This is a genomic window from Ornithinimicrobium pratense (assembly GCF_008843165.1).
Classification (GTDB): Bacteria; Actinomycetota; Actinomycetes; order Actinomycetales; family Dermatophilaceae; genus Ornithinicoccus; species Ornithinicoccus pratensis.
On sequence record NZ_CP044427.1, the window covers coordinates 1820521 to 1835274 of the forward strand.

The window sequence follows — 14754 nt, forward strand, 5'->3', positions numbered from 1 at the left end:
ATGGCTCAGGTCAGTGCCCCATGCCCAACCCGCCGTCCACGGGAATCACCGCGCCGGAGATGTAGGCCGCGTCCGGGCCGGCCAGGAAGCGCACCACCCCGGCCACCTCCTCCGGGCTGGCGAACCGGCCGGCCGGGATGGCGCCGAGGTAGGCCTTGCGGCGGTCCTCCGGCAGCTGGGAGGTCATCTCGGTCTCGATGTAGCCGGGGGCCACCACGTTGGCGGTGATGTTGCGGCTTCCAAGCTCGCGGGTGATGGACCGGGCCAGACCCACCAACGCGGCCTTGGACGAGGCGTAGTTGGTCTGCCCCGGGGAGCCGTAGAGCCCGACGACGGAGGAGATGAGGATGATCCGTCCCTTGCGCGCTCGGACCATCCCCTTGGAGGCGCGGCGGGCGCAGCGGAAGGCGCCGGTGAGGTTGGTGTCCAGGACGCTGTCGAACTCCTCATCGCTCATCCGCATCAGCAGGGTGTCCTTGGTGATCCCGGCGTTGGCCACGAGCACCTCGACGGGCCGCCCGAGCAGCGCCTCGGCCTGCGTGAACGCCTGGTCCACGCTCTCGGTGTCGGTGACGTCGCACCGGACGGCCCTCAGCCCCTCGGGGGACTCGCCGCTACGGGAGGTGACGATCACGTCGTGGCCGTGGGCGGACAGGTCCTGGGCGATGGCCAGGCCAATGCCGCGGTTGCCCCCTGTCACCAGGACGGCCAAGGGCTGGGGGATGGAGTCTGCGTCGCTCATCGGATCACCGTAGCCGTATCGTGGATGAGTGCCCAGAACCTCCTCCCACCGCGACGCGCGCGGCCGCGCGCAAGCGGTCACGACCGCCCGTCGGTCCCAGGACGAGGACCGCAACCAGAGGATGCGCCGGTACCTGCTGGCCATGGCCATCCGCACGGCCTGCTTCCCACTGGCGGTGTGGGCCTATGCCTCCGGACGCTATGTCCTGGCCGGGGTCGCAGCAGTGGGGGCCGCCGTCATCCCCACCTTCGCGGTGATGCTGGCCAACGCGGTTGACCGGCGGAGCGTGCCCACCGATGAGGTGATCGCCCCCGTCCAGGGACTCGGTCCCGGGCGCAGTGCCGCACCGGGACCCGAGCCGCAGGGTGAGCCGGAGGGCTGGCACGCCGCCGGCGGCGCGGCGGTAGCCGAGTCCGATGAGACCCCGATTCGGGGCAAGGTCATCTCCAGCCGGGACACGGCATACCCGGTGCCCGGCGCTGCCTCGACCCACGACGAGGAAGACGGCCAGTGAGCGTGCGGGCGCAGGAGCAGCTGGTCTGCAGCGCGAAGGGATGCCGGGCTACGGCCACGCGGGGCGTCGTGTGGCGCAACCCCAGGCTGCACACCGCCGACCGCCGCAAGGTGTGGCTGGCCTGCGCGGAGCACGAGCAGCACCTGGCTGCCTTCGTCCAGCTCCGGGGTTTCCTGCTCGAGGTGGTCGACGTCGATGAGCTTGGAGCGGGTGACGGCTGAGCGTGTGGACCATCCTGCGGCAGCCGCGCTGGCTCCTCTACCTCGTGCTGGCCGTGGTCTTCGGGGTCATCACGGCCCTGCTGGGCCTGTGGCAGTTCGACCGGCACCAGGACCGGGTCGAGCGCCGCGACATCATCGAGGCCAACTACTTCGGCGAGCCCCAGCCCCTGGTCGAGGTGCTCCCCCGCGGGCAAGAGCTGCCGGCCGGCGACGAATGGAGCCGGGTTTCGGTGAGCGGTGTCTACGACACCGGCGGGCAGCACCTGGTGCGCAACCGCCCCCACCAGCGGGTGTACGGCTACGAGGTGCTGGTGCCACTGGTGCTGGACGACGGGCAGGTCCTCGTCGTGGACCGGGGCTGGGTCCAGAACGCGCCGACCGCCACCGAACTGCCAGACGTCCCCGAGGCCCCTCGAGGTCAGGTCCAGGTCCAGGGTTGGCTACGGCCGAGCGAACCCGACCTCGGCCGGGACCTGCCGGCAAGCCAACTGGCCTCCATCGACCTACCGCGGATGTCCGAGTCGCTGAACGAGCCGGTGGTTGGCGCTTACCTCGTGCTGGAGTCCGAAACCCCCGCTCCGCCGGCCCGGCCCGCGCCCCTGGACCCGCCCGACACCGGCCTGCGCTCCCACTTTGCCTACGCCCTGCAGTGGTGGCTGACCGTCCCCGTCGGTCTCATCCTCGTTCTGGTCATGGCCCGTCGCGAGGCCGAGGAGGCCGCGCAGCCCGGTGCGGCCCCCGCCCGGTCGGCGCCGCGGCCGAAGAAGGTCCGCATCTGGGACGAGGAAGACTACTGAGCCCTGAGCGGCAAGCGCCCGCCTCAGAGCCCCAGCCGGCGTGCCACAAGCCCCGGCAGAGCGCGCGGATGAGCACGAGGTGGAGCACGCGGTGTGGCAGCGTGGACACATGGACCTTGGACTCGAAGACCGCGCCTACCTCGTCACCGGAGCCTCCCGCGGGCTGGGTCATGCCACGGCCCAGGCGCTCGTGCAGGACGGCGCCCACGTCCTCATCACCGGTCGGCACCAGGCCCCGGTCACCGAGGCCGCGCGGGCCCTGGCCGAGGTCGGCCCGGGCCGGGCGGTCGGGGTAGCGGCAGACCAGGCCGACCCGGACGCGGCGGCCGAGCTGCTCGCCGTCACCCGCGCCGAGTTCGGGCGGCTCGACGGCGTGGTCATCAGCGTCGGTGGGCCCCCGGCCGGGTCGGCGACCACGGCCACCGACGACCAGTGGCGCGCGGCCTTCGAGAGCGTCTTCCTCGGGGCGGTACGGCTGGCCCGCACCGCGCTGGTGGAGGCGAAGGAGCCGATCGCGGTCACCTTCGTCCTCTCCTCGTCCGTGCGCTCACCGTTGTCCGGCCTGGCGATCAGCAACGGGCTGCGGCCGGGCCTGGCGATGACGGCCAAGACCCTGGCCGACGAGCATGGCCCGGACGGGCACCGGGTCAACGTCGTGCTCCCCGGGCGCATCGACACCGACCGGGTCCGGGAGCTGGACGCCAAGGGCGGTGACCCGCAGGAGGCGCGCCGCCAGTCGCAGGCCTCGATCCCGCTGCGGCGCTACGGGCGACCGGAGGAGTTCGGCACCGTGACCGCGTTCGTCACCAGCCCGGCCGCGTCCTACATGACCGGTTCGGTGGTCACCGTCGACGGGGGCGCGATCCGCGCTCTCTGAGCGGAGTCCGTGGCTATCCGCCGTCTGCGGCCGGAGCCACGCCGAACTGGGTCCGGTGCAGGGCGGCATAGAGCCCGCCGAGGGCCAGCAGCTCGGGGTGGGTGCCCTGCTCCACGATGCGGCCACGCTCGAGCACCAGGATGAGATCGGCCGCGCGGACGGTCGAGAGCCGGTGGGCGATGACCAGCGAGGTGCGGCCGTGCAGAGCCTGGTCCAGGGCGAGCTGGACGGCCGCCTCGGACTCGCTGTCCAGGTGCGCGGTGGCCTCGTCCAGGACTACGACCGCGGGTGACTTGAGCAGCAGCCGGGCGATCGCCAGGCGTTGCTTCTCCCCGCCGGAGAGCCGGTGCCCCCGGTCGCCGACCACGGTGTCGAACCCGTCGGGCAGGCGTCGGACCAGCTCGGCGATCTGGGCACCCTCGAGGGCGGCCCAGACCTCCTCCTCGGTGGCGTCGGGCCGGGCGTAGAGCAGGTTGGCTCGCACGGTGTCGTTGAACATGTGCGCCTCCTGCGTCACCACCCCCACCGTCTCGCGCAGCGAGGAGAACGAAGCCTCCCGCAGGTCCACGCCGCCGATCCGCACCGTCCCCGAGGTCGGGTCGTAGAGCCGGGCGACCAGGGCCGTCAGCGTGGTCTTGCCCGCCCCCGAGGGGCCCACCAAGGCCACCATCGACCCGGCTGGCACCTGGGCCGTGATGCCGGTGAGCACCAGGCCTCCGTCCACGGCCTCTCGACCCTCTGGACGGTTCTCCAGCGAGGCGAGCGAGACCTCGTTCGAGGCCGGGTAGGCGAAGTCGACGTCCTTGAGGGTGACCCCCACCGGGCCCGACGGGGTGTCGACGGGGTCGTCCGCCTCCTGGACGAGCGGCTGCAGGTCGAGCACCTCGAAGATCCGCTCGAAGCTGACGATCGCGGTCATGATGTCGACGCGCACATTGGACAGGGCGGTGAGCGGGGCGTAGAGCTGGGCTAGCAGGGCCGCCATCGCCACCAGGGTCCCGGTGGTCAGCTCTCCGGCGATCGCCATCAGCCCGCCCATCCCGTAGACCAGCGCGGTGGCCAGCGAGGCGACCAGCCCTAGCCCGGCCAGGAAGATGGTCCGGTTGACCGCGATCGCGACCCCGGCGTCGCGCACGCCGCGGGCGCGCACGGCATACTCCTGCTCCTCCTGGCGCGGGCGGCCGAAGAGCCGCACCAGCAGCGCCCCTGCCACGTTGAAGCGCTCGGTCATCCGGGTCTGCATGTCGGCGTTGAGCACCATCTGTTGCCGGGTCAACGCCGACAGCCGGGCCCCCATGAGCCGCGCGGGCACCAGGAAGAGCGGCACCAGCAGCAGCGCCAGCACGGTGATCTGCCAGCTCATCGACAACAGGGCCACGACGATGAAGATCATCGTGAGCAGGTTGCCGAGAAGCCCGGAGAGCACCGAGGTGAATGCCGCCTGCGCCCCGATGACGTCGGAGTTGAGGCGGGAGACCAGGGCGCCCGTCTGGGCCCGGGTGAAGAAGGCCACCGGCTGGCGCAGCACGTGCGCGAAGACCTTCCGGCGCAGGTCAAGGATCAGCCCCTCCCCGATGCGCGAGCTGACCCACCGGGCGAGGACCGTGGTGACTGCCCCGACGAATGCGAGCCCGGCCACGACCAGGCCCCACCGGATGACGACCCCGCGATCCCCCAGCTCCACGCCGTCGTCGATGATCCGCTGCAGCAACAGCGGCACGGCGACCGCGACCATCCCGCCCAGCACGGCGAGCACCAGGTAGGCCACCACCTCGGGCACGAACGGGCGGCCGTAGGCGACCACGCGCCGGGCGGTCCCTCGGACCACCTTGTGCGAGCGCACGCTGGGGTCCTTGGTGAAGCTGTGGATCCCGCCCCGGACACCGGGCATCGTCATGTCAGCTCCTCACTGCGGGCGCTCAGGCGAGCGCGACCAGGTCCGCGTAGTCCCGCCCCCAGAGGTCCTCGACGCCGTCCGGCAGCAGCAGGACACGCTCGGGCTCCAGGGCTTGCACCGCGCCCTCGTCGTGGCTGACGAGAACGACCGCGCCCTCATAGGAGCGCAGGGCGGCCAGAACTTCTTCCCGGGAGGCCGGGTCCAGGTTGTTCGTCGGCTCGTCGAGCAGCAGCACGTTCGCCGCGGAGACGACCAGGATGGCCAGCGCCAGCCGGGTCTTCTCCCCACCGGAGAGCACCCCGGCGGGCTTGTCGACGTCGTCGCCGGAGAAGAGGAAGGAGCCGAGCACCTTGCGGGTCTCAGTCTCGTCCAGGTCGGGCGCCGCCGACTTCATGTTCTGCAGGACCGTGCGGGAGACGTCGAGCGTCTCGTGCTCCTGGGCGTAGTAGCCCAGCTTGAGCCCGTGCCCGGGCAGGATCGCCCCGGTGTCGGGCTGGTCGATGCCGGCCAGCAGCCGCAGCAACGTGGTCTTGCCTGCACCGTTGAGCCCCAGCACCACCACCCTGGAGCCACGGTCGATGGCCAGGTCGACATCGGTGAAGATCTCCAGAGATCCGTAGGAGCGCGACAACCCCTCCGCCATGAGTGGGGTCCTGCCGCAGGGAGCCGGGGTCGGAAAGCGGAGCTTGGCCACCTTCTCGCTCGCCCGCTCCCCCTCCAGCCCGGCCAGCATCCGCTGCGCCCGCCGAGCCATGTTCTGCGCCGCGACGGCCTTGGTCGCCTTGGCCCGCATCTTGTCGGCCTGCAGCATCAGGGCAGACGCCTTCTTCTCGGTGTTGGCCCGCTCCCGGTGCCGGCGCCGCTCATCCGCCTCACGCTGGGCCAGGTAGTTCTTCCAGCCCATGTTGTAGATGTCCATCACCTGCCGGTTGGCGTCGAGGTAGAAGACCTTGTTCACCACCGTCTCGATGAGCGCCACGTCGTGAGAGATCACCATCAGCCCGCCGCTGTAGGTCTTCAGGTGATCCCGCAGCCAGACGATGGAGTCGGCGTCCAGGTGGTTGGTGGGCTCGTCGAGCAGCAGCGTCTCCGCACCGGAGAACAGGATCCGGGCCAGCTCGATCCGTCGCCGCTGGCCACCGGAGAGCGTGTTCAGCGGCTGGCCCAGCACCCGGTCCGGCAGCCCGAGGCTGGAGGCGATGGAGGCGGCTTCGCTCTCCGCGGCATACCCGCCCCGGCTGGTGAACTCCGCCTCCAGGCGCGAGTACCGCCGCATGACCTTCTCCCGCGCGTCCCCGTCGGCCTGCCCCATCGCCTCCTCGGCCGCGCGCATCCCTCGGATCACCTCGTCCAGGCCGCGGGCCGACAGGATCCGATCGCGCCCCAACACCTCCAGGTCGCCGGTGCGGGGGTCCTGGGGCAGGTAGCCGATCTGCCCGGCCCGGCTGATCGTGCCGGCGGCGGGCTGGCCGCCACCGGCCAGGATCTTGGTCAACGTCGTCTTGCCGGCGCCGTTGCGTCCGACCAGGCCCACCCGGTCCCCCGGACCCACCCGGAAGGTCACGTCCTCCATGAGCAGGCGGGGGCCCACGCGGATCTCGACGCCGGCAGCGGTGATCACGGGCGGTCTCCTTCGGGGGGCAGGGAACAGCCTGATGCGACTGCAGAGGGGGGAGGCGGTGCGCCCGGCTCGACGCGGCGGTCGGGCGGACAGATGACTAGTCTACGCGCTAGACGCCTGGTCTCCGACCGGCACCGACCTAGCGGAGGACCGCGATGACCTTCCGGGAGAACGCCAACATCAGCGGTGGTCGGACCCGTCGTGGGGGCGGTGGTGGCCGTGGCGGAGGTGGCCGTGGCGGGGGCGGCATGGTGGTCGGTGGAGGAGCCGGCGCCCTGCTGCTGGCCCTGGTCGTGCTGCTCTTCGGCGGCGACCCCGAGGACGTGCTGGGCGGCGGCCAGCAGCCGGCACCGATCACCGCCCAGGACCGCGATCTGGCCCAGTGCCGCAGTGGCGCCGACGCCAACGCGTTCGTGGAGTGCCGGATGAAGGGCGGCATGGCCTCCCTGGAGAACTACTGGAGCCAGACCTACCCGCAGGCGCCGCCGGCGACGGCCATCCTGTTCACCGGGCAGGTCAACACCGGGTGCGGGGCGGCCAGCAGCGCCGTCGGGCCGTTCTACTGCCCCTTGGACCGGCAGATCTACCTCGACACCACGTTCTTCAACCAGCTTCAGGGACAGTTGGGAGCCCAGGGCGGGTCCCTCGGCGAGCTCTACGTGCTGGGGCACGAGTACGCCCACCACATCCAGAACTATACGGGCGTCCTGCAGGCCTCACAGCAGTCCTCGACGGGGCCGGAGTCCGGCGCGGTCCGGGTCGAGCTGCAGGCCGACTGTCTCTCCGGGGTCTGGCTGGGCGAGGTCTCCCGCGGCCAGGACACCCTGCTCGAGCCACCCACGGAGGAGCAGATCCGCTCGGCCCTGTCCGCGGCGGCCGCGGTCGGTGACGACTCCATCCAGGAGCGCGCGCAGGGACAGGTCACCCCGCATACCTGGACTCACGGTTCCTCCGAGCAGCGGATGGGCTGGTTCATGCGCGGCTACCGGAGCGCCGACCCGGGCCAGTGCGATGTCCTCAACGCGGGCAGCGTCGAGGAACACTGAGCCCGTGTGACCCACCTCATACCAAACGCAGGGAATGGTTACCCATAAGCACTCGTTGCTCCCAGTCGTGCCGTCCCCGCGGCACCCGGGGGCAACCACGCGCCACGCAGGATCCCCGGTCTCTTCGTTCGCGAAAGGCTCGTCCTCGTGCTTGCTCGTCTTCCCCGGGTGTCCTTCGGCACCCAGGTCCTGATCGGCCTGGTGCTCGGCATCGTGCTGGGCCTGGTCGCCCGGGCCACCGGCGCCAGCGCCGACAACCCGACCTGGCTCTCGGAGACCATGCGGATCATCGGGTCCTCGTTCGTCACCCTCCTGCGCACCATCGTGCCTCCGCTGGTCTTCCTGGCCATCGTCTCCTCGATCGCCAACCTGCAGCAGGTCGCCAACGCCGCCCGGCTCGCCTGGCAGACCCTGCTCTGGTTCGCGATCACCGCCCTGGCCTCCGTCGTCATCGGCATCACCGTCGGCCTGCTCCTGGACCCGGCCCGCGGCGCGGGTGTCACCGCCGCCGACGCCGCCGAGCCCAGCCGCACCGGCGGCTGGCTGGACTTCCTCACCGGCATCATCCCGGCCAACGTGCTGGGGTTGAGCGCCAGCCCCGGCCAGGACGACTCGATCTCTTTGTCTTTCAACGTGTTGCAGATCCTCGTCGTGGCGATCGCCGTCGGCATCGCCGTGGTCAAGGTCGGCAAGGAGGCCGAGCCCTTCCTCGGCTTCACCCGGTCCGCGCTCGCCGTGGTCCAGAAGGTGCTGTGGTGGATCATCCGGCTCGCGCCGCTGGCCACCGTCGGTCTGCTCGGCAACGCGATCGTCGCCTACGGCTGGGACACCATCGGCTCGCTCGGTCGCTTCACGCTGGCCGTCTACGTCGGCCTGCTGCTGGTCATCGCCGTGCTCTACCCACTGGTCCTGCGCTTTAACGGCCTCTCGGTGCGCCAGTTCTTCTCCGGCGCCTGGCCGGCGATCCAGCTCGGTTTCGTCTCCCGCTCCTCGATCGGCACCATGCCGGTCACCCAGGCAGTCACCGAGCGCAACCTGGGCGTGCCCCGCGCGTACTCCTCCTTCGCGGTCCCGCTGGGCGCGACCACCAAGATGGACGGCTGCGCGGCCATCTACCCCGCGATCGCCGCGATCTTCGTGGCTCAGTTCTTCGGGATCCAGCTGGGCCTGACCGAGTACCTACTCATCGCCTTCGTCGCGGTGATCGGGTCGGCCGCCACGGCCGGCGTGACGGGCGCGACGGTCATGCTCACCCTGACCCTGTCCACCCTCGGCCTGCCGCTGGAGGGCGTGGGCCTGCTGCTCGCCGTGGACCCGATCCTGGACATGGGCCGCACCGCCACCAACGTGGCCGGCCAGTCCCTGGTCGCCGCGGTCGTCGCCAAGCGTGAGGGCATCCTTGACCAGGCTGCGTATGACGCGCCGCGCCGCGGTCTGCCCTGGGCTGCGGACACCCCCGAGGCAGGCCCGGTCGGCGACACCGTCGACCAGCCGGTGACCGTCGGCGCCGTCCAGGACCAGGCGCCGGAGGCGTCCGACGAAGCACGTCACCCCCAGGATGCCCGCTCCGGCGCGCGCACCTCGGCGGAGACCGACACCGTGCGGCGCTGACGCCTTTCGCCGGCCGGGTCAGGCACATCCTGCCTTGCCCGACCGAGGCACGGCATGAGGGCCCGGCACCATCAGGTGCCGGGCCCTCATGCTGCGGGGCTCAGGCGTGAGCGGCACTCTTGCTCCCGTGGACCGCCTGGGCGCGTCAGGCGTTGTGCACCGTGACTCGCACCGCCAGCGCCCTGCGCACCGCGTCGTCCAGGACGGCCCGGCGCGGGTCGGCCAGGTCAGGCAGGGTGCGCCGGGGTATGCCGTGCAGCCGGCTGCGGGGGCCGGTCGCCAGCAGCTGCATCGCCTGGTCACCCAGCGCAGGATCGCCGCCGAGCACCAGTGCCGCCACCGGTGCGCCGGTCCTGCTCTCCCCCTCCCCCAGGATCCTTCGGGCATGCCCGACGGCGGCCTCGACCAGCTCATCGGCCTGGTGGGCTCGACGTCGGGCGAAGCGTTGCTGGCTCCACCCTCCGGCGGCGGTGCGTCCCTGCACCCGACGGGTGCCGACCTTGTGCGCGAGCAGCTCACCGGTCGCGGAGGCGACGGCCACGGCATACCCGCCCCGGCGGATCAGGAGCAGGAGCAGGGGGCCGGAGGGGGACGGCCAGCGGGCGGAGGGACCATCATCAGAGGCGAGCGGTCCCGGCGCGCCGGACTCGGGGGCGGCCCACCCCTCCAGCCGCGCCCAGGAACCGTCCATGGCCTGGCCGAACCAGGCGGCCGGAGCGTCGCTCGGGATGCCGACCTGGGTGCCGGCCGGGGCGGCGCCGTCGGCGATCGCCCAAGAGACGGCCCCGTGGGAGGCGGTGAACCGCTCGATCCAGCCCGCGAGCCGCTCCGGAGCCACCTCGACCGTGCGGGTCAGGCTCACCGGACGGCTCGTCGGGCCGGCCCGGTCCGGGCCGGGCTCACCGGGCAGGTCTCAGACGTTGAAGCCGAGGGCGCGCAGCTGCTCACGGCCGTCCTCGGTGATCTTGTCCGGGCCCCACGGCGGCATCCAGACCCAGTTGATCCGGTGGCTGGCCACCAGACCCTCCAGGGACTGGGCGATCTGGTCCTCGATGACGTCGGTCAGCGGGCAGGCCGCGGAGGTGAGCGTCATGTCGATGACGGCGTGGTTGGCGGCGTCCACGGTCACGCCGTAGACGAGCCCCAGGTCCACGACGTTGATGCCGAGCTCAGGGTCGACGACGTCGCGCAGGGCCTCTTCGATGTCCGCGACATTGGGCGGGGTGCTGATGGTCATGGTTCCTCCAACGATAGTCGGTCGGTCAAGGTCAGGGGGCAGGATCGGTGGCCCTGCTGGACGCGGAGATGTCGACGCCGGCCCGGGCCAGGGCGTCGAGCAGGGCGGTCCAGGGCAGCAGTGCGCACTTCACCCGGGCCGGGTAGCGCGCTACCCCGGCGAAGGCCACAGCGTCGCCGATCTGCTCGGGGTCACCGGCGTCCTGCCCCTTGCTGGTGAGCATCGCGCGCAGGTGGCCGTAGACCTCCAGAGCCTCCGGCACCCGGCGTCCGATAGTCTCCTCGGCCAGCACCGACGCGGAGGCGATGGAGATGGAGCAGCCCAGCGCGTCGTAGGAGACGTCCTGCAGCACCGTGCCGTCGGGGTCACCTGCCACGTGCACCCGCAGGCTGATCTCGTCGCCGCAGGTGGGGTTGACGTGGTTGACCTCGACGTCGTAGGGCTCACGCAGCCCGGCGTGCTGGGGTCGCTTGGCGTGGTCGAGGATGAGCTCGCCATACAGATCCATCAGGCGCTGGCCTCCATCCCGAAGATTTGCGGCACCCGGTCCAGGGCCTGCGCGAACTGGTCGATCTCCTCGGTCGTCGTGTAGACCCCGAAGCTGGCGCGGGTCGAGGCCGGCACCCGTAGCCGCCGGTGCAACGGCCAAGCGCAGTGATGCCCGGTCCGCACGGCGATCCCGGAGTCGTCCAGGATCTGCCCGACGTCATGCGGGTGCACCCCGTCCACGACGAAGCTCACCGCGCCCACCCGGTCGGCCGTGGCACTGGGCCCAAGCACCCGCACCCAGGGACGCTGCGCGAGCGTCTGGAGGGTATGGCGCATCAGGGCCTGGTCATGAGCGTGCACCCGATCCAGCCCTAGGGCGGTCAGATAGTCCAGGGCCGCGGCCAGGCCGACGGCCTGGGCGGCCATCGGCACCCCCGCTTCGAACTTGGCCGGAGGGGGTGCCCAGGTGGACCCCTCCATCCGCACGATCTCGATCATCGAACCGCCGGTCAGGAAGGGCGGCATGGCCTCGAGCAGCCCGCGGCGGGCCCAGAGCACGCCGACCCCGGAGGGACCGAGCGTCTTGTGCCCGGTGAAGACCAGCGCGTCCACGCCGGAGCCGGCGGAGGTGATCGCTCGGATGTCCAGGTGCGGGGCCGACTGGCAGGCATCGACAAAGACCAGGGCCCCGACGGCCTGGGCGGCTCGGATCACCGGCGAGTCCGGCCCCAGGTCGTTGAGGGTGCCCAGGACGTTGGAGACGTGGGTCAGTGCGACCACACGGGTCGCTTCCCCGACCACGCCCTCGGGATCCTGCAGGTGGCCGTCGTCCGTGACGCCGATCCAGCGCAGTGTGGCGCCGGTGCGGCGGCAGAGCTCCTGCCACGGGACCAGGTTGGCGTGGTGCTCCATCTCGGTGACCACGATCTCGTCACCAGGGCCCAGGCGCAGCCGCTCGGCCCACTGAGGGTCCGTACCGTCCAGAGCACCGGGTGCGGCGGCGTTGGAGAAGGCGTAGGCCAGCAGGTTCAGCCCCTCGGTGCCGTTCTTGGTGAACACCACTTCATCGGCGGCGGACCCGAGGAAGGACGCGACGCTGGCCCGGGCACCTTCGAACGCCTCGGTGGCCTCCTCGGCCAGCTGGTGCGCGCCCCGGTGCACCGCAGCGTTGTGCTGCTCGTAGAACTCGCGCTCTGCGTCCAGGACCACCCGCGGCTTCTGGCTGGTGGCGCCGCTGTCGAGGTAGACGAGCGGCCGGTCGTCCCGCACCCGCCGGGCGAGCAGCGGGAAGTCTGCCCGCACCGCGGCGAGCTCCTGCGCGCTGAACGCCAGACCCGCTGTGAGATCGGCGGTCGACCGGTCCGTCGTCATACCTCGTCCTGCTTTCGTGCTGGGTGCTGCGACGTGTCTGTGCTGAGTTCTCGTGTTGCGCTGGTGCTCAGACCGCTGCGGTCAAGTAGCGGTCGTAGCCCTCGGCCTCGAGGCGGTCGGCCAGCTCCCGGCCGCCGGACTCGGCGACGCGGCCGCCCACGAAGACGTGCACGTGGTCGGGCTGGATGTAGCGCAGGATCCGGGTGTAGTGGGTGATGAGCATGACGCCCAGCCCGGTGTTCTCCTTGACCCGGTTCACGCCCTCGGAGACGACCTTGAGCGCGTCGATGTCGAGGCCGGAGTCGGTCTCGTCCAGGATCGCGATCTTGGGCTGCAGAAGCTCCATCTGCAGGATCTCGTGGCGCTTCTTCTCACCGCCGGAGAAGCCCTCGTTGACGTTGCGCTCGGCGAACGAGGAGTCCATGCGCAGCGCGTCCATCGCGACCTTGACGTCCTTGACCCAGTGGCGCAGCTTGGGGGCCTCGCCGTCGACCGCGGTCTTGGCGGTGCGCAGGAAGTTGGACACGGTCACGCCGGGCACCTCCACGGGGTACTGCATGGCCAGGAACAGACCGGCGGAGGCCCGCTCGTCGACCCCCATCCCCAGCACGTCCTCGCCGTCCAGCAGGATCTGGCCCTCGGTGACGGTGTACTTCGGGTGGCCGGCCACGGCGTAGGCCAGGGTGGACTTGCCTGAGCCGTTCGGACCCATGATCGCGTGAGTCTCATGGGAGTTGATGGTCAGGTCGACGCCGCGCAGGATCTCCTTGGGCTCGTCCTCGGTCTCCACGCTCACGTGGAGGTTCTTGATCTCAAGAGTGGTCATGGTGCTCCTTCGGGAAGCAGTTCGTCGGGTAGGTGGTGAGGCGTCAGGCGGCGAGGGTCACGTAGACGGACCCGTCATCGGCGACGCTGACGGTGTGCACCGCAATCGGCTGGGTGGCCGGCAGCTGCTTTGGTTCGCCTGTGGTCATGTCGAACTGGGAGCCGTGCAACCAGCACTCGATGAGACCGCCGTCGACCTCGCCCTCGGCGAGCGAGACGTTGGCGTGGGTGCAGGTGTCGTCGAAGGCATGGATGCGGCCGGCAGAGTCACGGGCGATGGTCACCCGCCGCCCCTCGATCTCGGCGACGGCCGCACCGACACCTGCGGGCAGCTCGTCGACCGAGCAGACGCGGACCGGTTCACTCATGCCTGGGCGGGCTCCATGGAGGAGGTCAGCTCCAGCTCGGCGTCGATCGCGGTCATGATGGCCTCGACCACCTCCGGGACCCCGATCTTGGCGACGATGTCGGCGAAGAAGCCGCGCACCACGAGACGACGGGCGTCCGCCTCGGTGATGCCGCGCGACATCAGGTAGAAGAGCTGCTCGTCATCGAAGCGACCGGTCGAGCTGGCGTGACCGGCGCCGGCGATGTCGCCGGTCTCGATCTCCAGGTTCGGCACCGAGTCGGCGCGGGCGCCGTCGGTGAGCACCAGGTTGCGGTTCAGCTCGTAGGTCTCGATGCCCTCGGCCTCCTTGCGGATGAGGACGTCGCCGACCCAGACGGTGCGGGCGGTCTGCCCCTGCAGGGCGCCCTTGTAGGTCACCAGCGACTGGCACCGGGGGGCGTTGTGGTCCACGAACGAGCGGTGCTCCAAGTGCTGGCCGGCGTCGGCGAAGTAGACCCCGAGCAGGGTCGCGTCACCGCCGGGCCCGGCGTAGCGGACGTTGGAGTTGACCCGCACGATCCCCCCGCCGAGGGTGACCGAGATGTGGCGGTAGCGGGCGTCGCGACCGACGAGGGCGTCGTGCTGAGCCAGGTGCACCGCGTCGTCGTCCCAACGCTGCAGGCTGACGACGGTCAGGTCCGCGCCGTCGCCGACGAGGACCTCCAGGTTGCCGGTGTGGTCCGTGGAGCCGACGTGGTCGAGGATGAACAGTGCCTTGCTGTGCGCACCCGCCTCCAGCACGTAGTGGGCATTGGAGCGGCGCCCGGCGCCGCGACCGGTGACGGTCACCCGCAGCGGCTCGTCGTAGACGGCCTCCGCCCGGATCTTGACGTGCAGCGCCTCCTCGGTGTTCCTGCTGGCCACGACCGCGCCGCGGTCCTCAGGCACCAGCGCCGTGCCGCGCGGAGCCTGGCCAGGGGCCAGGGACGGCTGGGCCAGCTGCTCCTCCGGAAGGTCCAGGGCGTAGTGCGCCGCGTAGTCCTCCCCGTGGTCGTCACTCGGTGCGTCGGCGAAGACGTTGCCCAGCCGGTCGACCGGGGTGAAGCGCCACTCCTCCTCGCGCCCCGTCGGGACGGGGAAGTCGGCCACGTCGGAGGAGCGCGTGCGCGAGGCGCGCG

Annotated in this window: 16 protein-coding genes; 6 read left to right on the forward strand and 10 right to left on the reverse strand. The window is 71.2% G+C overall.

Annotation, left to right across the window (positions count from 1 at the left end; all coding sequences use genetic code 11):
- Positions 1 to 10 precede the first annotated feature (10 nt).
- Positions 11 to 742 carry a beta-ketoacyl-ACP reductase gene (locus FY030_RS08325; RefSeq protein ID WP_158061105.1) on the reverse strand — a complete coding sequence of 244 codons (732 nt, stop codon included), beginning with the start codon at positions 740 to 742 and terminating at the stop codon, positions 11 to 13.
- Positions 743 to 770: 28 nt separating this feature from the next.
- On the opposite strand from FY030_RS08325, the gene FY030_RS08330 reads away from it, so the two are divergent.
- The 4 genes from FY030_RS08330 (at position 771) to FY030_RS08345 (ending at position 3151) form a co-directional block, all read left to right on the forward strand.
- The gene (locus FY030_RS08330) at positions 771 to 1256 is read left to right on the forward strand and encodes a DUF3099 domain-containing protein (protein WP_158061106.1); all 486 of its coding nucleotides are present in this window, start codon (positions 771 to 773) and stop codon (positions 1254 to 1256) included.
- A complete protein-coding gene (locus FY030_RS08335; protein WP_158061107.1) occupies positions 1253 to 1477 on the forward strand; it encodes a hypothetical protein in 225 nt (74 codons plus the stop codon). Before FY030_RS08330 ends, FY030_RS08335 begins: the two co-directional genes overlap by 4 nt.
- Before the next feature lie 2 nt (positions 1478 to 1479).
- Positions 1480 to 2274 carry an SURF1 family cytochrome oxidase biogenesis protein gene (locus FY030_RS08340; RefSeq protein WP_158061108.1) on the forward strand — a complete coding sequence of 265 codons (795 nt, stop codon included), beginning with the start codon at positions 1480 to 1482 and terminating at the stop codon, positions 2272 to 2274.
- 109 nt (positions 2275 to 2383) lie between these two features.
- Positions 2384 to 3151, forward strand: coding sequence for an SDR family oxidoreductase (locus tag FY030_RS08345; protein WP_158061109.1), 768 nt, complete (start codon positions 2384 to 2386; stop codon positions 3149 to 3151).
- Positions 3152 to 3164: 13 nt separating this feature from the next.
- Here FY030_RS08345 and FY030_RS08350 read toward each other — a convergent pair whose 3' ends face one another.
- Both FY030_RS08350 and FY030_RS08355 read right to left on the reverse strand, forming a co-directional pair.
- On the reverse strand, positions 3165 to 5048 hold the full coding sequence (locus tag FY030_RS08350) for an ABC transporter ATP-binding protein (protein WP_158061110.1): 1884 nt from the start codon (positions 5046 to 5048) through the stop codon (positions 3165 to 3167).
- Positions 5049 to 5070: 22 nt separating this feature from the next.
- A complete protein-coding gene (locus FY030_RS08355) occupies positions 5071 to 6669 on the reverse strand; it encodes an ABC-F family ATP-binding cassette domain-containing protein (RefSeq protein ID WP_158061111.1) in 1599 nt (532 codons plus the stop codon).
- Between the two features lie 155 nt (positions 6670 to 6824).
- Here FY030_RS08355 and ypfJ point away from each other — a divergent pair, with 155 nt between their 5' ends.
- Together ypfJ and FY030_RS08365 are read left to right on the forward strand one after the other, a co-directional pair.
- Positions 6825 to 7715, forward strand: a complete 891-nt coding sequence (gene ypfJ / locus FY030_RS08360; RefSeq protein ID WP_158061112.1) for a KPN_02809 family neutral zinc metallopeptidase — start codon at positions 6825 to 6827, stop codon at positions 7713 to 7715.
- A gap of 147 nt (positions 7716 to 7862) precedes the next feature.
- Entirely contained in the window at positions 7863 to 9326 is a 1464-nt protein-coding gene (locus tag FY030_RS08365) for a dicarboxylate/amino acid:cation symporter (protein ID WP_158061113.1), read from the forward strand.
- Between the two features lie 145 nt (positions 9327 to 9471).
- On the opposite strand, the gene FY030_RS08370 is transcribed toward FY030_RS08365, so the two are convergent.
- From FY030_RS08370 to sufD, 7 genes are all read right to left on the reverse strand, one after another.
- A complete protein-coding gene (locus FY030_RS08370; RefSeq protein WP_158061114.1) occupies positions 9472 to 10188 on the reverse strand; it encodes an acVLRF1 family peptidyl-tRNA hydrolase in 717 nt (238 codons plus the stop codon).
- Positions 10189 to 10239: 51 nt separating this feature from the next.
- Positions 10240 to 10563, reverse strand: a complete 324-nt coding sequence (locus tag FY030_RS08375; RefSeq protein ID WP_158061115.1) for a metal-sulfur cluster assembly factor — start codon at positions 10561 to 10563, stop codon at positions 10240 to 10242.
- Positions 10564 to 10594: 31 nt separating this feature from the next.
- Positions 10595 to 11071, reverse strand: a complete 477-nt coding sequence (sufU, locus tag FY030_RS08380; RefSeq protein ID WP_158061116.1) for a Fe-S cluster assembly sulfur transfer protein SufU — start codon at positions 11069 to 11071, stop codon at positions 10595 to 10597.
- Positions 11071 to 12423 (reverse strand): SufS family cysteine desulfurase, encoded by a 1353-nt coding sequence (locus FY030_RS08385; protein ID WP_158061117.1) that lies wholly within the window; start codon positions 12421 to 12423, stop codon positions 11071 to 11073. Before FY030_RS08385 ends, sufU begins: the two co-directional genes overlap by 1 nt.
- Positions 12424 to 12490: 67 nt before the next feature.
- Positions 12491 to 13249 (reverse strand): Fe-S cluster assembly ATPase SufC, encoded by a 759-nt coding sequence (gene sufC / locus FY030_RS08390; protein ID WP_158061118.1) that lies wholly within the window; start codon positions 13247 to 13249, stop codon positions 12491 to 12493.
- Between the two features lie 43 nt (positions 13250 to 13292).
- A complete protein-coding gene (locus tag FY030_RS08395; RefSeq protein ID WP_158061119.1) occupies positions 13293 to 13616 on the reverse strand; it encodes a non-heme iron oxygenase ferredoxin subunit in 324 nt (107 codons plus the stop codon).
- Positions 13613 to 14725, reverse strand: a complete 1113-nt coding sequence (sufD, locus tag FY030_RS08400; RefSeq protein ID WP_420371849.1) for a Fe-S cluster assembly protein SufD — start codon at positions 14723 to 14725, stop codon at positions 13613 to 13615. Before sufD ends, FY030_RS08395 begins: the two co-directional genes overlap by 4 nt.
- Between the last annotated feature and the right edge of the window lie 29 nt (positions 14726 to 14754).